This window comes from Peribacillus sp. FSL K6-5616 (assembly GCF_038008245.1).
In the GTDB taxonomy this organism is placed as follows: domain Bacteria; phylum Bacillota; class Bacilli; order Bacillales; family DSM-1321; genus Peribacillus; species Peribacillus frigoritolerans.
In genome coordinates this window covers 4693433-4707217 of record NZ_JBBOYT010000001.1, presented here as the reverse complement: position 1 = coordinate 4707217, position 13785 = coordinate 4693433, and the positions used below count along the sequence as shown (strand labels likewise).

Here is a 13785-nt window from a genome sequence, read left to right as displayed (position 1 = left end):
GGGACGGTTTTTTGATTGATAAAAATAGATTACCTGCGTTCGATTGGGGGTGAAATGGATGTCTTTTGCTTCAGAAACAAAAAAAGAGCTTACAACATTAGAGGGGAAGGATTGCTGCGGTAAAGCGGAATTGTGTGCGCTTATCCGGATGAACGGATCCCTTTCATTTTCTAATCGGAAGCTTGTTGTGGATATTCAAACTGAGAATGCTGCGATTGCCAGAAGGATTTATACGCTGCTGAAAAAAAGTTATGAGGTCCAGGTCGAGCTGTTGGTCCGTAAAAAGATGAAGCTTAAAAAGAACAATGTATATATTGTCAGGATGTCATCCGGAGGGCAGCGGGTTTTAACCGATTTGGAAATTTTAGGCGATGGCTTTGAAATTCTCCATGATATATCCGATACTATTGTTGGGAAGAAATGCTGTAAGCGTTCTTATCTAAGAGGTGCATTTCTTGCAGGGGGTTCGGTTAACAATCCGGAAACGTCTTCCTATCACCTTGAGATTTTCTCACTTTATAAAGAGCACAATGATGCCCTTTGTGAGCTAATGAATAAGTTTGGCTTGAAGGCCAAGACACTTGAACGCAAGAAGGGGTACATCATTTATTTGAAAGAAGCCGAAAAGATTGCCGAGTTTTTAAGTATAGTTGGCGCCCATTCAGCTTTATTAAGGTTCGAGGATGTACGGATTGTCCGTGATATGCGTAATTCAGTGAATCGGCTTGTGAATTGTGAAACAGCCAATTTGAACAAAACGATCGGGGCATCATTGCGCCAGGTTGAAAATATCCATTATATCGAGGATACGGTAGGACTTGGCATTTTACCGGATAAGCTTCGGGAAATTGCGGAGCTTAGGATAGCGTTTCAGGATATAACCTTAAAGGAACTTGGGGAAATGGTATCCGGGGGAACCATCAGTAAGTCCGGGATTAATCACCGATTGCGAAAGATTGATGAAATAGCTGACAGGCTCCGTGGGGGAGAGGCTATTGCTGCGAAAAAATAAAGCTAACAGGGGAGATCAAGATGGTGGAGAAACAAGTTGAGGTAAAATTGAAAACGGGTTTGCAAGCTCGGCCGGCGGCTCTTTTTGTACAAGAAGCTAACCGCTTTCATTCAGATGTTTTTCTTGAAAAAGAAGGAAAGAAAGTGAATGCAAAAAGTATAATGGGATTAATGAGCCTAGCCATCAGTTCTGGCGTGTGCGTGAAGTTAATCGTCGAAGGACGCGATGAAAAAGAAGCGTTAGAAGCATTGGAAGAGTTCGTTCAGCAAGAGGGTTAAAAAAGGGGGTGCCTAAATGTGCATCCTTTTCTTTTATCATGAAAAAAAGGCTCCGGAAGTCGCTTATGGCGATCTCCGGAGCCTTTCTTTTGTTGCAGGATTACTTAGAGTTTTTATCATCAAGAACGCTGCGCGTGATGACTTTGTCAATCAAGCCATATTCAAGAGCTCTTTCGGAAGTCATGAAGTTATCACGTTCCGTATCTCTTTGAAGGACTTCGATAGGTTGTCCCGTACGTTCTGCCAAGATTTGGTTCAGCTTATCTTTCAAGTGAAGGATACGGCGGGCAGCAATTTCAATTTCCGTAGCTTGACCTTGAGCTCCTCCAAGTGGTTGGTGAATCATGACTTCACTGTTTGGCAACGCATAACGTTTGCCTTTTTCGCCAGCGGCCAATAGGAAAGCACCCATGGAAGCGGCCATACCGATGCATACTGTCGATACATTAGGTTTGATATATTGCATAGTATCGTAAATGGCCATACCGGAAGTGATGCTTCCGCCAGGGCTGTTGATGTATAGAGTGATATCTTTTTCAGGATTTTCCGCTTCTAAAAATAGTAATTGAGCAACAATGGAGTTGGAAACATTATCGTCAATTGCACTTCCTAGCATAATGATCCGGTCTTTTAATAAACGGGAGTAAATATCGTAGGCACGCTCCCCACGACTTGTTTGTTCGATAACTGTAGGAATTAAATTCATGTTCATTTCCTCCTTCGATTAAGAGAATCATTTAAATTCTTTATGTATGTATGATACACTTTTTGGTCAATTTAGGTCAAACAAAACAAACCCTATTATGGATAATTTGTTCGACAATTTTCTGGCTAAGGCTCCTTCCTGATAGATTATTTTATATATTATGCCGCACAGGGATGAATTTCCACATTACCCATAATACCCAAATGATAAAGTTTTAAACCTGATAACCCTTGCAAAGGAGGGGATTCTATCATATAATGAAGTCTGTTGAAAAAATATTTTCTATTACGCCCTCGTAGTGCAACGGATAGAACGCAAGCCTCCGAAGCTTGAAATGCAGGTTCGATTCCTGCCGAGGGCATTACCAATCTTCTGCTTAATAAAGTGGGGGATTTTTTATTTGTCATTTTTAGGAGAGTTGAAATTTTTGCTGAATTTGCTCGTTTTCCGTAATATTCCATCGAATCCTGTAATGTCGGTCCTGTCTTGAAAATATTCGCCCACACTATTGAAAAATGGTGATTTTTCAATAAAAGTAGTTGTTAAATTTGCGTTTCTAACATATAGTATTTAAAACAAATAAACTATTCAGAAAAAAATCGTAAGCGTTTTCATGGGTTTTTGTGTAGAATTTTCTCCTGATAATGTAAAATGGAGTGGGGGAGGGATGAATCGATGAGTATGAATATGAAAGCAGGACTTTTTCAACAGCAAACATTAAAGATGGCAATGACCCAGGAGCTCATGCAAGCTATTACATTGCTGCAATACTCCTCGCAGGAGCTATCGGCTTTTTTAGAAAATAAAATGGTGGAGAACCCATTACTGTCCATAGATCAGCCAACATCTTCTTTATTTCAGCCAACTTTTGACCGCAAAAAAGGTAAACGGACTCTTAAAAATACGTATGATGCCAACTATTGGATTGAACAGATCAGTGAAGATACCATATCGCTTGAACAGCATATCATGTCCCAGGTGAATCACCAGCAGTTTTCCGGTGAGCAGCAAAAGGCAATGCTTCTATTAATTCATAATCTTGATGAAAACGGTTACTTAAGGACTCAGCTGGATGATATATGCATCCCAGGCATATCTCCGGCCGTTTTGGAAGAGAGTCTCTCGATTTTACAGGAACTTGAACCGCATGGTATTGGAGCGAGGAATCTTCAAGAGTGCCTTTTGCTTCAAGTGAAAGCAGAAGGGGAGAATCTTCTGGCAGAATCGATCATAGAAAACCATTTCCTCGATTTTGCTGAAAAGCGCTGGAAAGACCTAAGTAAGAAAATCGGTGTTACTCTGAAGGAGATTCAAGAAGTCTTTGATTATGTCCAGACGTTGAACCCGCGTCCGGCATCACTCTTTTTTCAGGAAAAACCTTCTTATATAGTGCCGGATGTAGTCGTGGAAGTTCGGGATGGCATGCTGCTTGTCGGGAATTATGATGGTAACACACCCAATCTTAATGTGGATAAAGGATATTTAAACCGAATGAAGAGCCATAAGGATCAGGGAGTTCAGCGGTTTATCCAGGATAAGTGGCAGGAATACCAATGGATCTCCAGAGGAATCCAACAGAGAAAAGAAACGATATTGAAGGTTATTCAGTGCATCGTCGAAAAACAGCCGGCGTGCTTTCATCATGGCCTGAACTATTTGAAGCCGATGACGATGAAAGAAATCGCAGACGAACTTGGCATACATGAGTCCACAGTAAGCCGGGCGGTTAAAGGGAAGTACGTACAGACACCATTTGGCACGATAGAGATGCGGATATTTTTCACTACTTCTTTACAGTCGGTCGGCCTTGATGAGGATATGTCGGGCATGCAGGCGAAAAAGAGCCTCCAGGCAGCCATCAATGGGGAAAATAAACAAAAGCCGCTTTCGGATCAAGACTTGGCGGAACGGCTGAAAGAAGAGCATGGAATTATCCTGGCACGCCGAACCGTTGCCAAGTACCGGGAACAATTAGGGATCCCTTCTTCATCTAAACGAAAAAGATATGATTGAAAAGGATGAGTGGTTTTGGAATCGAATGCGTTTGTTTTATATAGTAGGGATAAATGCCCGTTATGTGATAAAGCCAAGCAGGTACTCGAAGAAGTGAAAGTGGAGTCAGGCATAGGCTATAAGGAAATCGATATCCATACCGATGATGATTTGCTTGGGAGATTCGGGCTGATAATCCCTGTCGTTGAATGGAAAGATGAAATCGTTCAGTTCGGAAACGTTGATAAATCAGCTCTAAATAGGCTTTTGGAAAAATAATTTTTCAAATCATTTGAAGAAACATTCCGTTCCTGCTAGAATAAAATATGTAGCAGGAATATTTTTTTGTTTTAAGTGGGACAGAAAATGACTACGCGGGACGTTAAATGTCCAACTTAACTTTTTAGGAGTTTTAAATATGCGTACATTACTCGAGGTACAAAGAAAATTATTGCCCGATTTCCTTATGGTTATGCAAAAAAGATATGATATCCTGCGTTATATCAAAATGATGCAGCCGGTTGGAAGGCGCAGTCTGTCCGTGAGCCTTAATTTGACAGAGCGGACGCTTAGAGGCGAGGTTGATTTTCTGAAAAGTCAGAACCTGGTTAACATCTTCAGCTCTGGCATGACGCTGACTGATGAAGGGATTGAAATCCTGGATAAGTTAGAAGGAATAATGCGTGAAGTAATGGGTATAGACATAATGGAAAAGCAATTGCAGGATTTGTTACAAGTGGATGAAGTCATAATTGTCTCAGGAAATTGTGATGAAACCCCATGGGTGAAAAAAGAATTGGGCAAAGCTTGTGCAAACCGTATGAAACGAGAATGGAACTCAAAGAATATCATTGCGGTTACTGGCGGATCGACAATGGCCGAAGTGGCTAATTCGTTGTCACCTGATGAAGCATCCAGGAAATTGACATTTGTCCCAGCCCGCGGGGGAATTGGTGAAGCGGTGCAGAATCAGGCCAATACGATTGTCGAAAAAATGGCACAGAAGGCTCAAGCCTCATACAGAGTGTTATATGTACCCGATCAATTAAGCGGTGAGGTTTATGCATCATTTCAGAAGGAACCTGCAATTAAAGAAGTGATTTCCCAAATCAAGTCTGCCGATATGATCATTCATGGAATCGGTGATGCCATGGCGATGGCAGAGAGAAGAAATTCTTCGCCAGAAATGTTAAAGAAGCTGTTAGATGGAAATGCTGTAGGAGAGGCATTCGGTTATTATTACGATGAAAACGGCAAAGTTGTTCATAAAGTTTTGACAGTCGGCATCCAGTTAGATGATCTTAGCCCTGAAAAGCGAGTGATAACTGTGGCAGGTGGCAAAACTAAAGCAAAGGCTATCCGTTCCTACATGAAAGGCGCACCTTCATCAACCGTTTTGATCACGGATGAAGCTGCGGCACAAGAGTTAATTCAGGGGAATTACACCCCTTAATATATTTGCGAACTTAAAAGGAGGAATTTTTCATGGCAGTAAAAGTTGGTATTAATGGTTTTGGACGTATTGGACGTAATGTATTTCGTGCAGCATTGAGTAATCCTGGGGTAGAGATCGTTGCTATTAACGACTTAACGGATGCTAATATGTTAGCGCACCTTCTTCAATACGATACAATTCATGGATCTCTTAATGAAAAAGTAGCAGTTGATGGGGATTACCTTGTTGTTGATGGTCACAAAGTAAAAGTATTGGCTGAACGTGATCCTGCACAATTAGCATGGGGTGAACTGGGAGTAGAAGTAGTTGTGGAATCTACAGGACGTTTCACAAAACGTGCGGATGCAGCTAAGCATTTAGAAGCTGGCGCGAAAAAAGTAATCATCTCTGCTCCTGCATCTGATGAAGATATCACGATCGTCATGGGTGTAAACGAAGACAAATATGATGCAGCAAACCACCATGTAATCTCTAATGCTTCTTGTACAACGAACTGCTTAGCTCCATTTGCTAAAGTGCTTCATGAACAATTCGGAATCAAACGCGGTATGATGACTACTGTTCACTCTTATACAAATGATCAGCAAATCCTTGATTTGCCTCATAAAGATTACCGTCGTGCACGTGCAGCTGCCGAGAATATCATTCCTACAACAACTGGGGCAGCAAAAGCTGTTGCACTTGTCCTTCCTGAACTTAAAGGGAAATTGAATGGTATGGCAATGCGCGTACCTACTCCAAACGTGTCTGTTGTCGACCTTGTTGCAGAACTTGAAAAAGACACAACAGTTGAAGAAGTTAATGCAGCATTCAAAAAGGCTTCTGAAGGTGAATTAAAAGGAATCCTTGAGTACAGCGAACTTCCGCTAGTATCAACTGACTATAACGGTAACCCATCATCATCTACAATCGATGCCCTTTCCACAATGGTAATGGAAGGAAACATGGTTAAAGTATTATCTTGGTATGATAATGAAACAGGATATTCAAGCCGTGTTGTTGATTTGATCGACTATTTGGCTAAAAAAGGATTGTAATTAGAATAATAAAAAACCTCACCAAGGTGAGGTTTTTTTTATCACAGCCCTAAAAAAACTTGGCAGAAGATGATATTATTAGTAAGTCATTAATCAGTCAAGCGTTTACATTTCTTGTTTTTGGATAATTTCCTGGAAACCGACTATAATGAAAAAGAGAAAAGGGGAGTTGGGAAATTTACCCTCTCCCTTTTTGGCTAAAAGAATCAAAAATATGATAACAATATCTAAGGAGGTTCTTGGATTATGAATAAAAAGTCGATTAAAGATATTGAATTAAAGGGGAAACGCGTATTTTGCCGTGTTGATTTCAACGTGCCGATGCAGGACGGAAAGATTTCGGATGATACGAGAATCAAGGCTGCACTGCCGACGATTTCCTATTTGACAGAACAAGGCGCAAAAGTCATCTTAGCCAGCCATCTTGGGCGTCCTAAAGGACAAGTCGTAGAAGAATTGCGTTTAGCACCTGTTGCGGAAAGACTAAGCGAACTTAGCGGCAAAGATGTGCAAAAGGCAGAAGAAGCATACGGCGAGACCGTTCAATCCATCATTGATAACATGCAAAATGGCGAGATCCTGTTGTTGGAAAACGTTCGTTTCTATCCAGGAGAAGAGAAGAACGATCAAGAATTGGCGAAGTCATTTGCAGCACTGGCTGATGTTTATGTTAACGATGCATTCGGAGCTGCGCACCGTGCACATGCTTCAACTGAAGGAATAGCTCACCATCTCCCAGCCGTTGCTGGATTGCTGATGGAAAAAGAGCTTTCTGTACTTGGAAAAGCCCTATCCAACCCAGAACGTCCTTTTACAGCTATAATTGGCGGAGCAAAAGTAAAGGATAAGATAGGCGTTATCGAAAACCTTTTGGAAAAAGTCGATCACTTGATCATTGGTGGTGGATTGGGTTACACATTCATTAAAGCGCAAGGTCATGAAATCGGTAATTCTTTATTGGAAGAAGACAAAATAGAATTGGCCAAATCTTTCATCGAAAGTGCAAAAGAAAAAGGCGTAAAACTTCATTTGCCTATCGATGCAGTCATAACTGCTGAATTTTCACCTGATGCAGAGACGGATAATGTCGATATCGATGCTATTCCAAATGATAAAATGGCTCTTGATATCGGACCAAAAACAAGTGAATTATTTGCGGATGTAATCAAAAGTTCCAAGCTTGTCATTTGGAATGGACCAATGGGTGTATTCGAGTTCGATAAATTTGCGAATGGAACGAGAACCGTTGCTCAAGCCTTGGCGGAAGCAAATGATACGTACAGCATTGTTGGCGGAGGGGATTCGGCCGCAGCTGCAGAAAAGTTTGGCCTGGCAGAAAAGATGTCCCATATTTCAACTGGCGGCGGTGCATCTCTTGAGTTCATGGAAGGCAAAGAGTTGCCTGGCGTTGTAGCCTTGAACGATAAATAAGATTAAACCGTTACATATTTAAACATTAGAAGGGATGAGAAACCAAATGCGTAAACCGATTATTGCAGGAAACTGGAAAATGAATAAAACACTATCTGAAGCGACTGCCTTTTTAGAAGAAGTGAGCAATTTGATTCCGAAGCAAGATGTAATCGATACGGTTGTATGTGCTCCAGCTTTATTTTTGGATCAGCTCGTTCAAGCAGCGAAAGGAACCGATGTGAAAATCGGGGCACAGAACATGCACTTTGAAGAAAGCGGTGCTTTCACAGGAGAAATCAGCCCAATCGCATTGGCTGATCTTGGGGTATCCTACGTTATACTTGGTCATTCTGAACGCAGGGAAATGTTCAACGAAACGGATGAAGCCGTTAATAAAAAAGCTCATGCCGCTTTTGCCCACCAGTTGACCCCGATCGTTTGCTGCGGTGAAACACTTGAGCAAAGGGAAGCTGGTGAAACGAATGATTTCGTAGGCAGCCAGATTGAAAAGGGCCTAGCAGGATTATCTGACGATCAATTGAAACAAGCCGTTATTGCTTATGAGCCGATTTGGGCGATTGGAACAGGAAAATCGTCATCTGCTCAAGATGCTAATGAAGTTTGTGCGCATATCCGCTCAGTTGTTGCCGACAAATTTTCAAATGAAGCAGCTGCAGCCATCCGCATTCAGTACGGTGGCAGTGTAAAACCTGAGAATATTAAAGAGTACATGGCACAACCTGATATAGACGGTGCGTTGGTTGGCGGTGCTAGCTTGAAATCCGATTCATTTTTACAATTGCTGGAGGCTGGTCACTATGAGTAAGTCGCCTGTGGCACTTATCATCTTAGACGGTTTTGGCTGCCGTAACGAAGAAAAGGGTAATGCTGTTTTTCATGCGAAAAAACCGAACTTCGACCGTTATTGGGATCAGTATCCGCATTCCCATTTAACTGCAAGCGGAGAAGCGGTCGGCTTGCCTGCCGGTCAAATGGGGAACTCGGAAGTGGGCCATTTGAATATCGGGGCAGGACGGATCGTTTATCAAAGCCTGACCCGTGTGAACCTGGCAATCCGTGAAGGTGAGTTTGCACAAAACCCAACTTTGGTCGATGCCATGAGCCATACCAAGAAAAAAGGCACGGACCTACATCTTTTCGGTCTTCTTTCAGATGGCGGGGTGCATAGTCATATTGATCATATGTATGCCCTTTTGAAATTGGCCGCTAAAGAAGGAGTTAAAAATGTATATGTACATGCATTTTTAGATGGCCGTGATGTCGGACCGAAAACGGCACAGGGTTATATTAAGGAAGCGGAAGCGAAAATGAAGGAAATCGGTGTTGGTCAGTTTGCGACCATATCCGGAAGATATTATTCGATGGACCGTGATAAGCGCTGGGAACGTGTGGAGAAATCCTACCGTTCGATGGTGTATGGTGATGGCCCTGCTTACTCTTCTGCGATGGAATGTGTCGAGGATTCGTACGAACATGGAATTTTCGACGAGTTCGTGATACCTTCAGTCATAACGGCGGAAGACGGTAAACCGGTGGCAACGATTAAAGATGATGATGCCGTAATCTTTTATAACTTCCGTCCAGACCGGGCGATCCAGATTTCCAATACGTTCACGAATGAGGATTTTCGCTCATTTGACCGCGGTCCTGGACATCCGAAGCATCTCCATTTTGTCTGCTTGACACATTTTTCAGAAACAGTTGACGGATATGTTGCATTTAATCCGACAAATCTTGATAATACATTAGGGGAAGTACTTTCCCAAAACCAGCTTACCCAGCTTCGCATCGCTGAAACCGAAAAATATCCGCATGTGACGTTTTTCATGAGCGGCGGACGTGAAGAGAAGTTTCCTGGTGAAGAGAGGATTTTAATAAATTCTCCGAAAGTCGCTACATATGATTTACAACCGGAAATGAGTGCTTATGAAGTGACGGATGCATTGGTGGAACAAATTGAGGCTGACCGCTTTGATGCCATTCTCTTGAATTTTGCCAACCCGGACATGGTTGGTCATTCAGGGATGCTTGAGCCTACCATTAAAGCGATTGAAACAGTGGATGAATGCCTAGGCAGGATTGTCGATTTAATCGTCTCAAAAGGCGGTACAGCGATCATCACCGCTGACCATGGGAATGCTGACGAAGTGGTAACGCTAGAAGGCAACCCGATGACAGCCCATACTACGAATCCCGTTCCTGTCATTATCACTAAAAATCAGGTAACATTAAGAACAGGTGGTATCTTAGGCGATTTAGCTCCAACGATGCTTGATTTGCTTGGAGTCGAAAAACCTGTTGAAATGACAGGGAAATCCCTATTATCTAAATAAAATTTTGAATAGGAAAAGGAGAGATTTATAATGCCGTACATCGAACATGTATATGCACGCGAAGTGCTAGATTCACGTGGTAACCCAACAATAGAAGTAGAAATCCAAACAGAGTCCGGATACTTCGGACGTGCAATCGTACCATCAGGTGCTTCAACAGGAGAACACGAAGCGGTTGAGCTTCGTGACGGGGATAAATCTCGCTACCTGGGTAAAGGGGTACAAAAAGCAGTCGATAATGTAAATGATATCATTGCTGAAGCTGTCATCGGTTTGGATGTAACGAACCAAGCAGGCCTTGACCTTACTATGATTGAATTGGATGGCACTGAAAACAAAGGAAACTTGGGAGCTAATGCAATCCTTGGCGTCTCAATGGCTGCTGCCCATGCCGCTGCGGAATTTTCTGGATTACCATTGTATCGTTACCTTGGTGGGTTCAATGCGAAACAACTTCCGACTCCAATGATGAATATCATTAACGGCGGATCACATGCCGATAACAATGTTGACTTCCAGGAATTCATGATCCTTCCTGTAGGAGCTCCTAGCTTCAAAGAAGCAGTTCGTATGGGTGCAGAAGTATTCCATGCCTTGAAATCTGTCCTTTCTGCCAAAGGCTTGAATACGGCAGTCGGCGATGAAGGCGGCTTTGCGCCAAACCTTGGTTCAAACCGTGAAGCGCTTCAAGTCATCATCGAGGCAATTGAAAAAGCTGGCTACAAAGCAGGCGAAGATATCTACCTTGGCATGGACGTGGCTTCATCTGAATTCTATAACAAAGAAACAGGCAAATATGATCTTGCAGGCGAAGGCCGCAATGGTGTTACATCCGAAGAAATGGTTGCTTTCTATGAAGAGCTAGTGAATGAATTCCCTATTATCTCCATCGAAGACGGCCTGGATGAAAATGACTGGGATGGCCACAAGCTTCTAACGGAACGCATCGGTTCTAAAGTTCAGCTTGTTGGTGACGATCTTTTCGTAACGAACACGAAAAAATTGGCTGAAGGCATCGAAAAAGGCATCGGTAACTCCATCCTGATCAAAGTGAACCAAATTGGTACACTGACTGAAACGTTTGATGCAATCGAAATGGCTAAACGCGCAGGCTACACTGCAGTCGTTTCCCACCGTTCAGGTGAAACGGAAGATGCAACGATCGCTGATATCGCCGTTGCAACAAACGCAGGACAAATCAAAACCGGTTCCATGTCCCGTACGGACCGTATCGCTAAATACAACCAACTTCTTCGCATCGAAGACCAGCTTGGTGACTTGGCTGTATATGGCGGCTTGAAATCTTTCTATAACTTGAAGAAGTAATTATCAAGCATAAAATACGTCCGAATTTTGTCATACAAGGCACTCTTGGACACTTTGAGTTATGTAGTACATCAACTCGAACTTAGCAATACAAATGTTTAGTATCAACCCCTGATTTATAAGTGAGTGAAATCGCTTATGAATTGGGGGTTTTTGCGTGCTAATACAGGACTTGTTGAAAGAGTTTTCATTTGACTTACAAATTAAAAATTATTCCAAGCGAACTATCGAGACCTACAATTAAAAAATGGTATGGCCCATTGGATATTGATATTTGCTAAAGATATTGACGATAGGGTCAACTTGTTAAAAGAGGAATTGGGGATTGGATATCCAAAAAAAGGCAATCATCCAAACTCCAAGGAGTTTATAAAAAAACACAAGGAAATCCACGCATACTATGGCATTCGCTTTAAATATAATGCTTACTGTGCTTATTTAACGAAAACTGAAAGTAAAGTTCGTGAAAGCCTAGAGCTGCCTAAAACTCAAGATGATGCAAAACTTGTGTTCGATATTGTGGCTAGAAAATATAATTTGCAATTAGCAGAAAGGCGACAAATCACGGTTTCGGTAAAGTGGACAGAGCAATACATCAAGCAAAGATAGATGGAAAGTATGTCCCACAAGCCAAGCTTGTTTATGATTACATGGTAGATGGTCATGAGCTGGATGTTAAAAATACAGACGAAAAATCTTATATGCCAAACTTTTAGACCGTTCCAATAGGAATGGTCTTTTTTGGATTGACAGCATAATTTTGGTACTTCATACTTCTATAGCAATAGATGTAACGGAATATTTAGTTAATTAGGAGGACGAAAGCCATGAAACCAGAAATCTTATCAACAGCCATCGAAACGCTAACAGGATTGTTTTTCCGTAACAATAATGAAGGAACTGACTTTCTTGCCAAACGCACATTGGACCATTATATAAATGACCTTGATTTGCTTGGTTATATCAACTCTGTAGCTGTGGAAATTGATAAACAGCGAGAGTGGGCTCTCATTCCCAAGCTACGATTATTTGACAGCAAGAGCGCTGATGAAATCGAAGTTGCTCTAGGTGGGTTGGGATATACCGATGCTGAAATTATTGCCAGTGACATAGTATTTGAGGAGTGGAAAAAATCTCAAAAGCACTGCCAATGATTTTAAAAGGAGGAATACCGATGTGGGGACGATACCTTTGGAAACTCCGATTGTTATTGACCATTCCATATTTGTTATTTGCGATATTAATGTTTTCGCCCATTGGCAACGATAAAGAGTATGGTTATTATTGGATGGCGTTTGTGGTCTATGCGATTGTTTCCAATATCATCCTTCATAAAATGGAAAAGAAAGAAAAGATGGAAAAGGAATGAATTTAAGGAGGTAAGCATTTTACCTCCTTTGCCAATTTCATAAATGGGAGGTGGATATTATGGGGCTCAAGAACATTTACAAAAAATCATTGTCTATGGCTCTGGTACGGGCTGGACATGACATTCATCATACTATGCCCAATCGAAACAAAAAAAAATACCAAGTGTTTGTTTTCATCCATACCGATGAATTAATAATACTGGAGTTAACCAAACGGGAGGTGAGACAATGACTGAACGTTTTTCTATCGCTATTATAATCTCCTGTGTAGCTGTAGTAATGGGCATACTGATTGATTTAGGAATGCTGTATATTGCATTTATACTTCTTGTAATTTGTTTATTGGCTGTTCTTCCCGTCAAGTTGTTTCGTGATTGGTTTTGGAGTGACTAAAATATGCTGGTTGTACATCAATTGAATATGAAAATTCAAAAATTGGGAGGTATGTCACCAATGAAAAAATACATAAATATAGTTGGAGCATTGGGCTTAATCGTTTTGATTATGGCAATGCCATTTTTCTACACAACCATTTTTTTGGGTAGTTTTATCTTGGACCCAACACCGCATACGAATCCTCAGCCTGGCCATGAAGACCACAATGCAACAAAAATTTGGGAGGGTATGTCAAAAGAGGAATATCAGATAATTAAATACGTAGAAGAACATAAATATAAATATGAAAATGAAGAACCTGCATTCAACCCAGATGAATCATCAAGTTTCAACCTAGTTGCAGTTGAAAATAAAAACGATAAATATTGAAGGACCCCGCCAATTATGCGGAGTCCTTTTTTCGTTGCTTAAATATGCAATGCTCCAAAATTAGGTTTCGTTCTTT

General features: G+C 41.5%; 16 protein-coding genes and 1 tRNA gene. 16 read left to right on the top strand and 1 reads right to left on the bottom strand.

Annotation, left to right across the window (positions count from 1 at the left end; all coding sequences use genetic code 11):
- The first annotated feature begins 58 nt into the window (after positions 1-58).
- Complete coding sequence (whiA, locus tag MHB45_RS22910) at positions 59-1012, top strand: DNA-binding protein WhiA (protein WP_048688026.1); 954 nt, start codon at positions 59-61, stop codon at positions 1010-1012.
- Positions 1013-1032: 20 nt separating this feature from the next.
- On the top strand, positions 1033-1290 hold the full coding sequence (locus tag MHB45_RS22905) for an HPr family phosphocarrier protein (RefSeq protein WP_072272264.1): 258 nt from the start codon (positions 1033-1035) through the stop codon (positions 1288-1290).
- A gap of 100 nt (positions 1291-1390) precedes the next feature.
- Here MHB45_RS22905 and clpP read toward each other — a convergent pair whose 3' ends face one another.
- Positions 1391-1996, bottom strand: a complete 606-nt coding sequence (gene clpP / locus MHB45_RS22900) for an ATP-dependent Clp endopeptidase proteolytic subunit ClpP (protein WP_034309977.1) — start codon at positions 1994-1996, stop codon at positions 1391-1393.
- 289 nt (positions 1997-2285) lie between these two features.
- On the opposite strand from clpP, the gene MHB45_RS22895 reads away from it, so the two are divergent.
- The 14 genes from MHB45_RS22895 (at position 2286) to MHB45_RS22830 (ending at position 13709) form a co-directional block, all read left to right on the top strand.
- Positions 2286-2357, top strand: a tRNA-Arg gene (locus MHB45_RS22895).
- Positions 2358-2671: 314 nt separating this feature from the next.
- The gene (gene rpoN, locus MHB45_RS22890; RefSeq protein ID WP_309076871.1) at positions 2672-4009 is read left to right on the top strand and encodes an RNA polymerase factor sigma-54; all 1338 of its coding nucleotides are present in this window, start codon (positions 2672-2674) and stop codon (positions 4007-4009) included.
- A gap of 9 nt (positions 4010-4018) precedes the next feature.
- Entirely contained in the window at positions 4019-4267 is a 249-nt protein-coding gene (locus MHB45_RS22885; RefSeq protein WP_397330421.1) for a glutaredoxin family protein, read from the top strand.
- 139 nt (positions 4268-4406) lie between these two features.
- On the top strand, positions 4407-5441 hold the full coding sequence (locus MHB45_RS22880; RefSeq protein WP_048688036.1) for a sugar-binding transcriptional regulator: 1035 nt from the start codon (positions 4407-4409) through the stop codon (positions 5439-5441).
- A gap of 32 nt (positions 5442-5473) precedes the next feature.
- Positions 5474-6481 (top strand): type I glyceraldehyde-3-phosphate dehydrogenase, encoded by a 1008-nt coding sequence (gap, locus tag MHB45_RS22875; protein WP_034309982.1) that lies wholly within the window; start codon positions 5474-5476, stop codon positions 6479-6481.
- Between the two features lie 246 nt (positions 6482-6727).
- On the top strand, positions 6728-7912 hold the full coding sequence (locus tag MHB45_RS22870) for a phosphoglycerate kinase (RefSeq protein ID WP_048688039.1): 1185 nt from the start codon (positions 6728-6730) through the stop codon (positions 7910-7912).
- Positions 7913-7958: 46 nt separating this feature from the next.
- Positions 7959-8720 (top strand): triose-phosphate isomerase, encoded by a 762-nt coding sequence (tpiA, locus tag MHB45_RS22865; protein WP_048688041.1) that lies wholly within the window; start codon positions 7959-7961, stop codon positions 8718-8720.
- Positions 8713-10248, top strand: coding sequence for a 2,3-bisphosphoglycerate-independent phosphoglycerate mutase (gene gpmI / locus MHB45_RS22860; RefSeq protein WP_048688044.1), 1536 nt, complete (start codon positions 8713-8715; stop codon positions 10246-10248). The genes tpiA and gpmI overlap by 8 nt, the downstream gene beginning before the upstream one ends.
- Before the next feature lie 30 nt (positions 10249-10278).
- The gene (gene eno, locus MHB45_RS22855) at positions 10279-11574 is read left to right on the top strand and encodes a phosphopyruvate hydratase (RefSeq protein WP_034309992.1); all 1296 of its coding nucleotides are present in this window, start codon (positions 10279-10281) and stop codon (positions 11572-11574) included.
- Between the two features lie 303 nt (positions 11575-11877).
- Positions 11878-12183, top strand: a complete 306-nt coding sequence (locus MHB45_RS22850; RefSeq protein ID WP_142398485.1) for a hypothetical protein — start codon at positions 11878-11880, stop codon at positions 12181-12183.
- 218 nt (positions 12184-12401) lie between these two features.
- Positions 12402-12728 (top strand): hypothetical protein, encoded by a 327-nt coding sequence (locus MHB45_RS22845; protein WP_072272266.1) that lies wholly within the window; start codon positions 12402-12404, stop codon positions 12726-12728.
- Positions 12729-12748: 20 nt separating this feature from the next.
- On the top strand, positions 12749-12943 hold the full coding sequence (locus MHB45_RS22840) for a hypothetical protein (protein WP_048688057.1): 195 nt from the start codon (positions 12749-12751) through the stop codon (positions 12941-12943).
- A 229-nt stretch (positions 12944-13172) separates the two neighbouring features.
- Positions 13173-13337: a hypothetical protein gene (locus MHB45_RS22835; RefSeq protein ID WP_153246170.1), complete on the top strand. Its 165-nt coding sequence runs from the start codon at positions 13173-13175 to the stop codon at positions 13335-13337.
- Positions 13338-13397: 60 nt separating this feature from the next.
- The gene (locus tag MHB45_RS22830; RefSeq protein WP_142398484.1) at positions 13398-13709 is read left to right on the top strand and encodes a hypothetical protein; all 312 of its coding nucleotides are present in this window, start codon (positions 13398-13400) and stop codon (positions 13707-13709) included.
- Positions 13710-13785 lie beyond the last annotated feature (76 nt).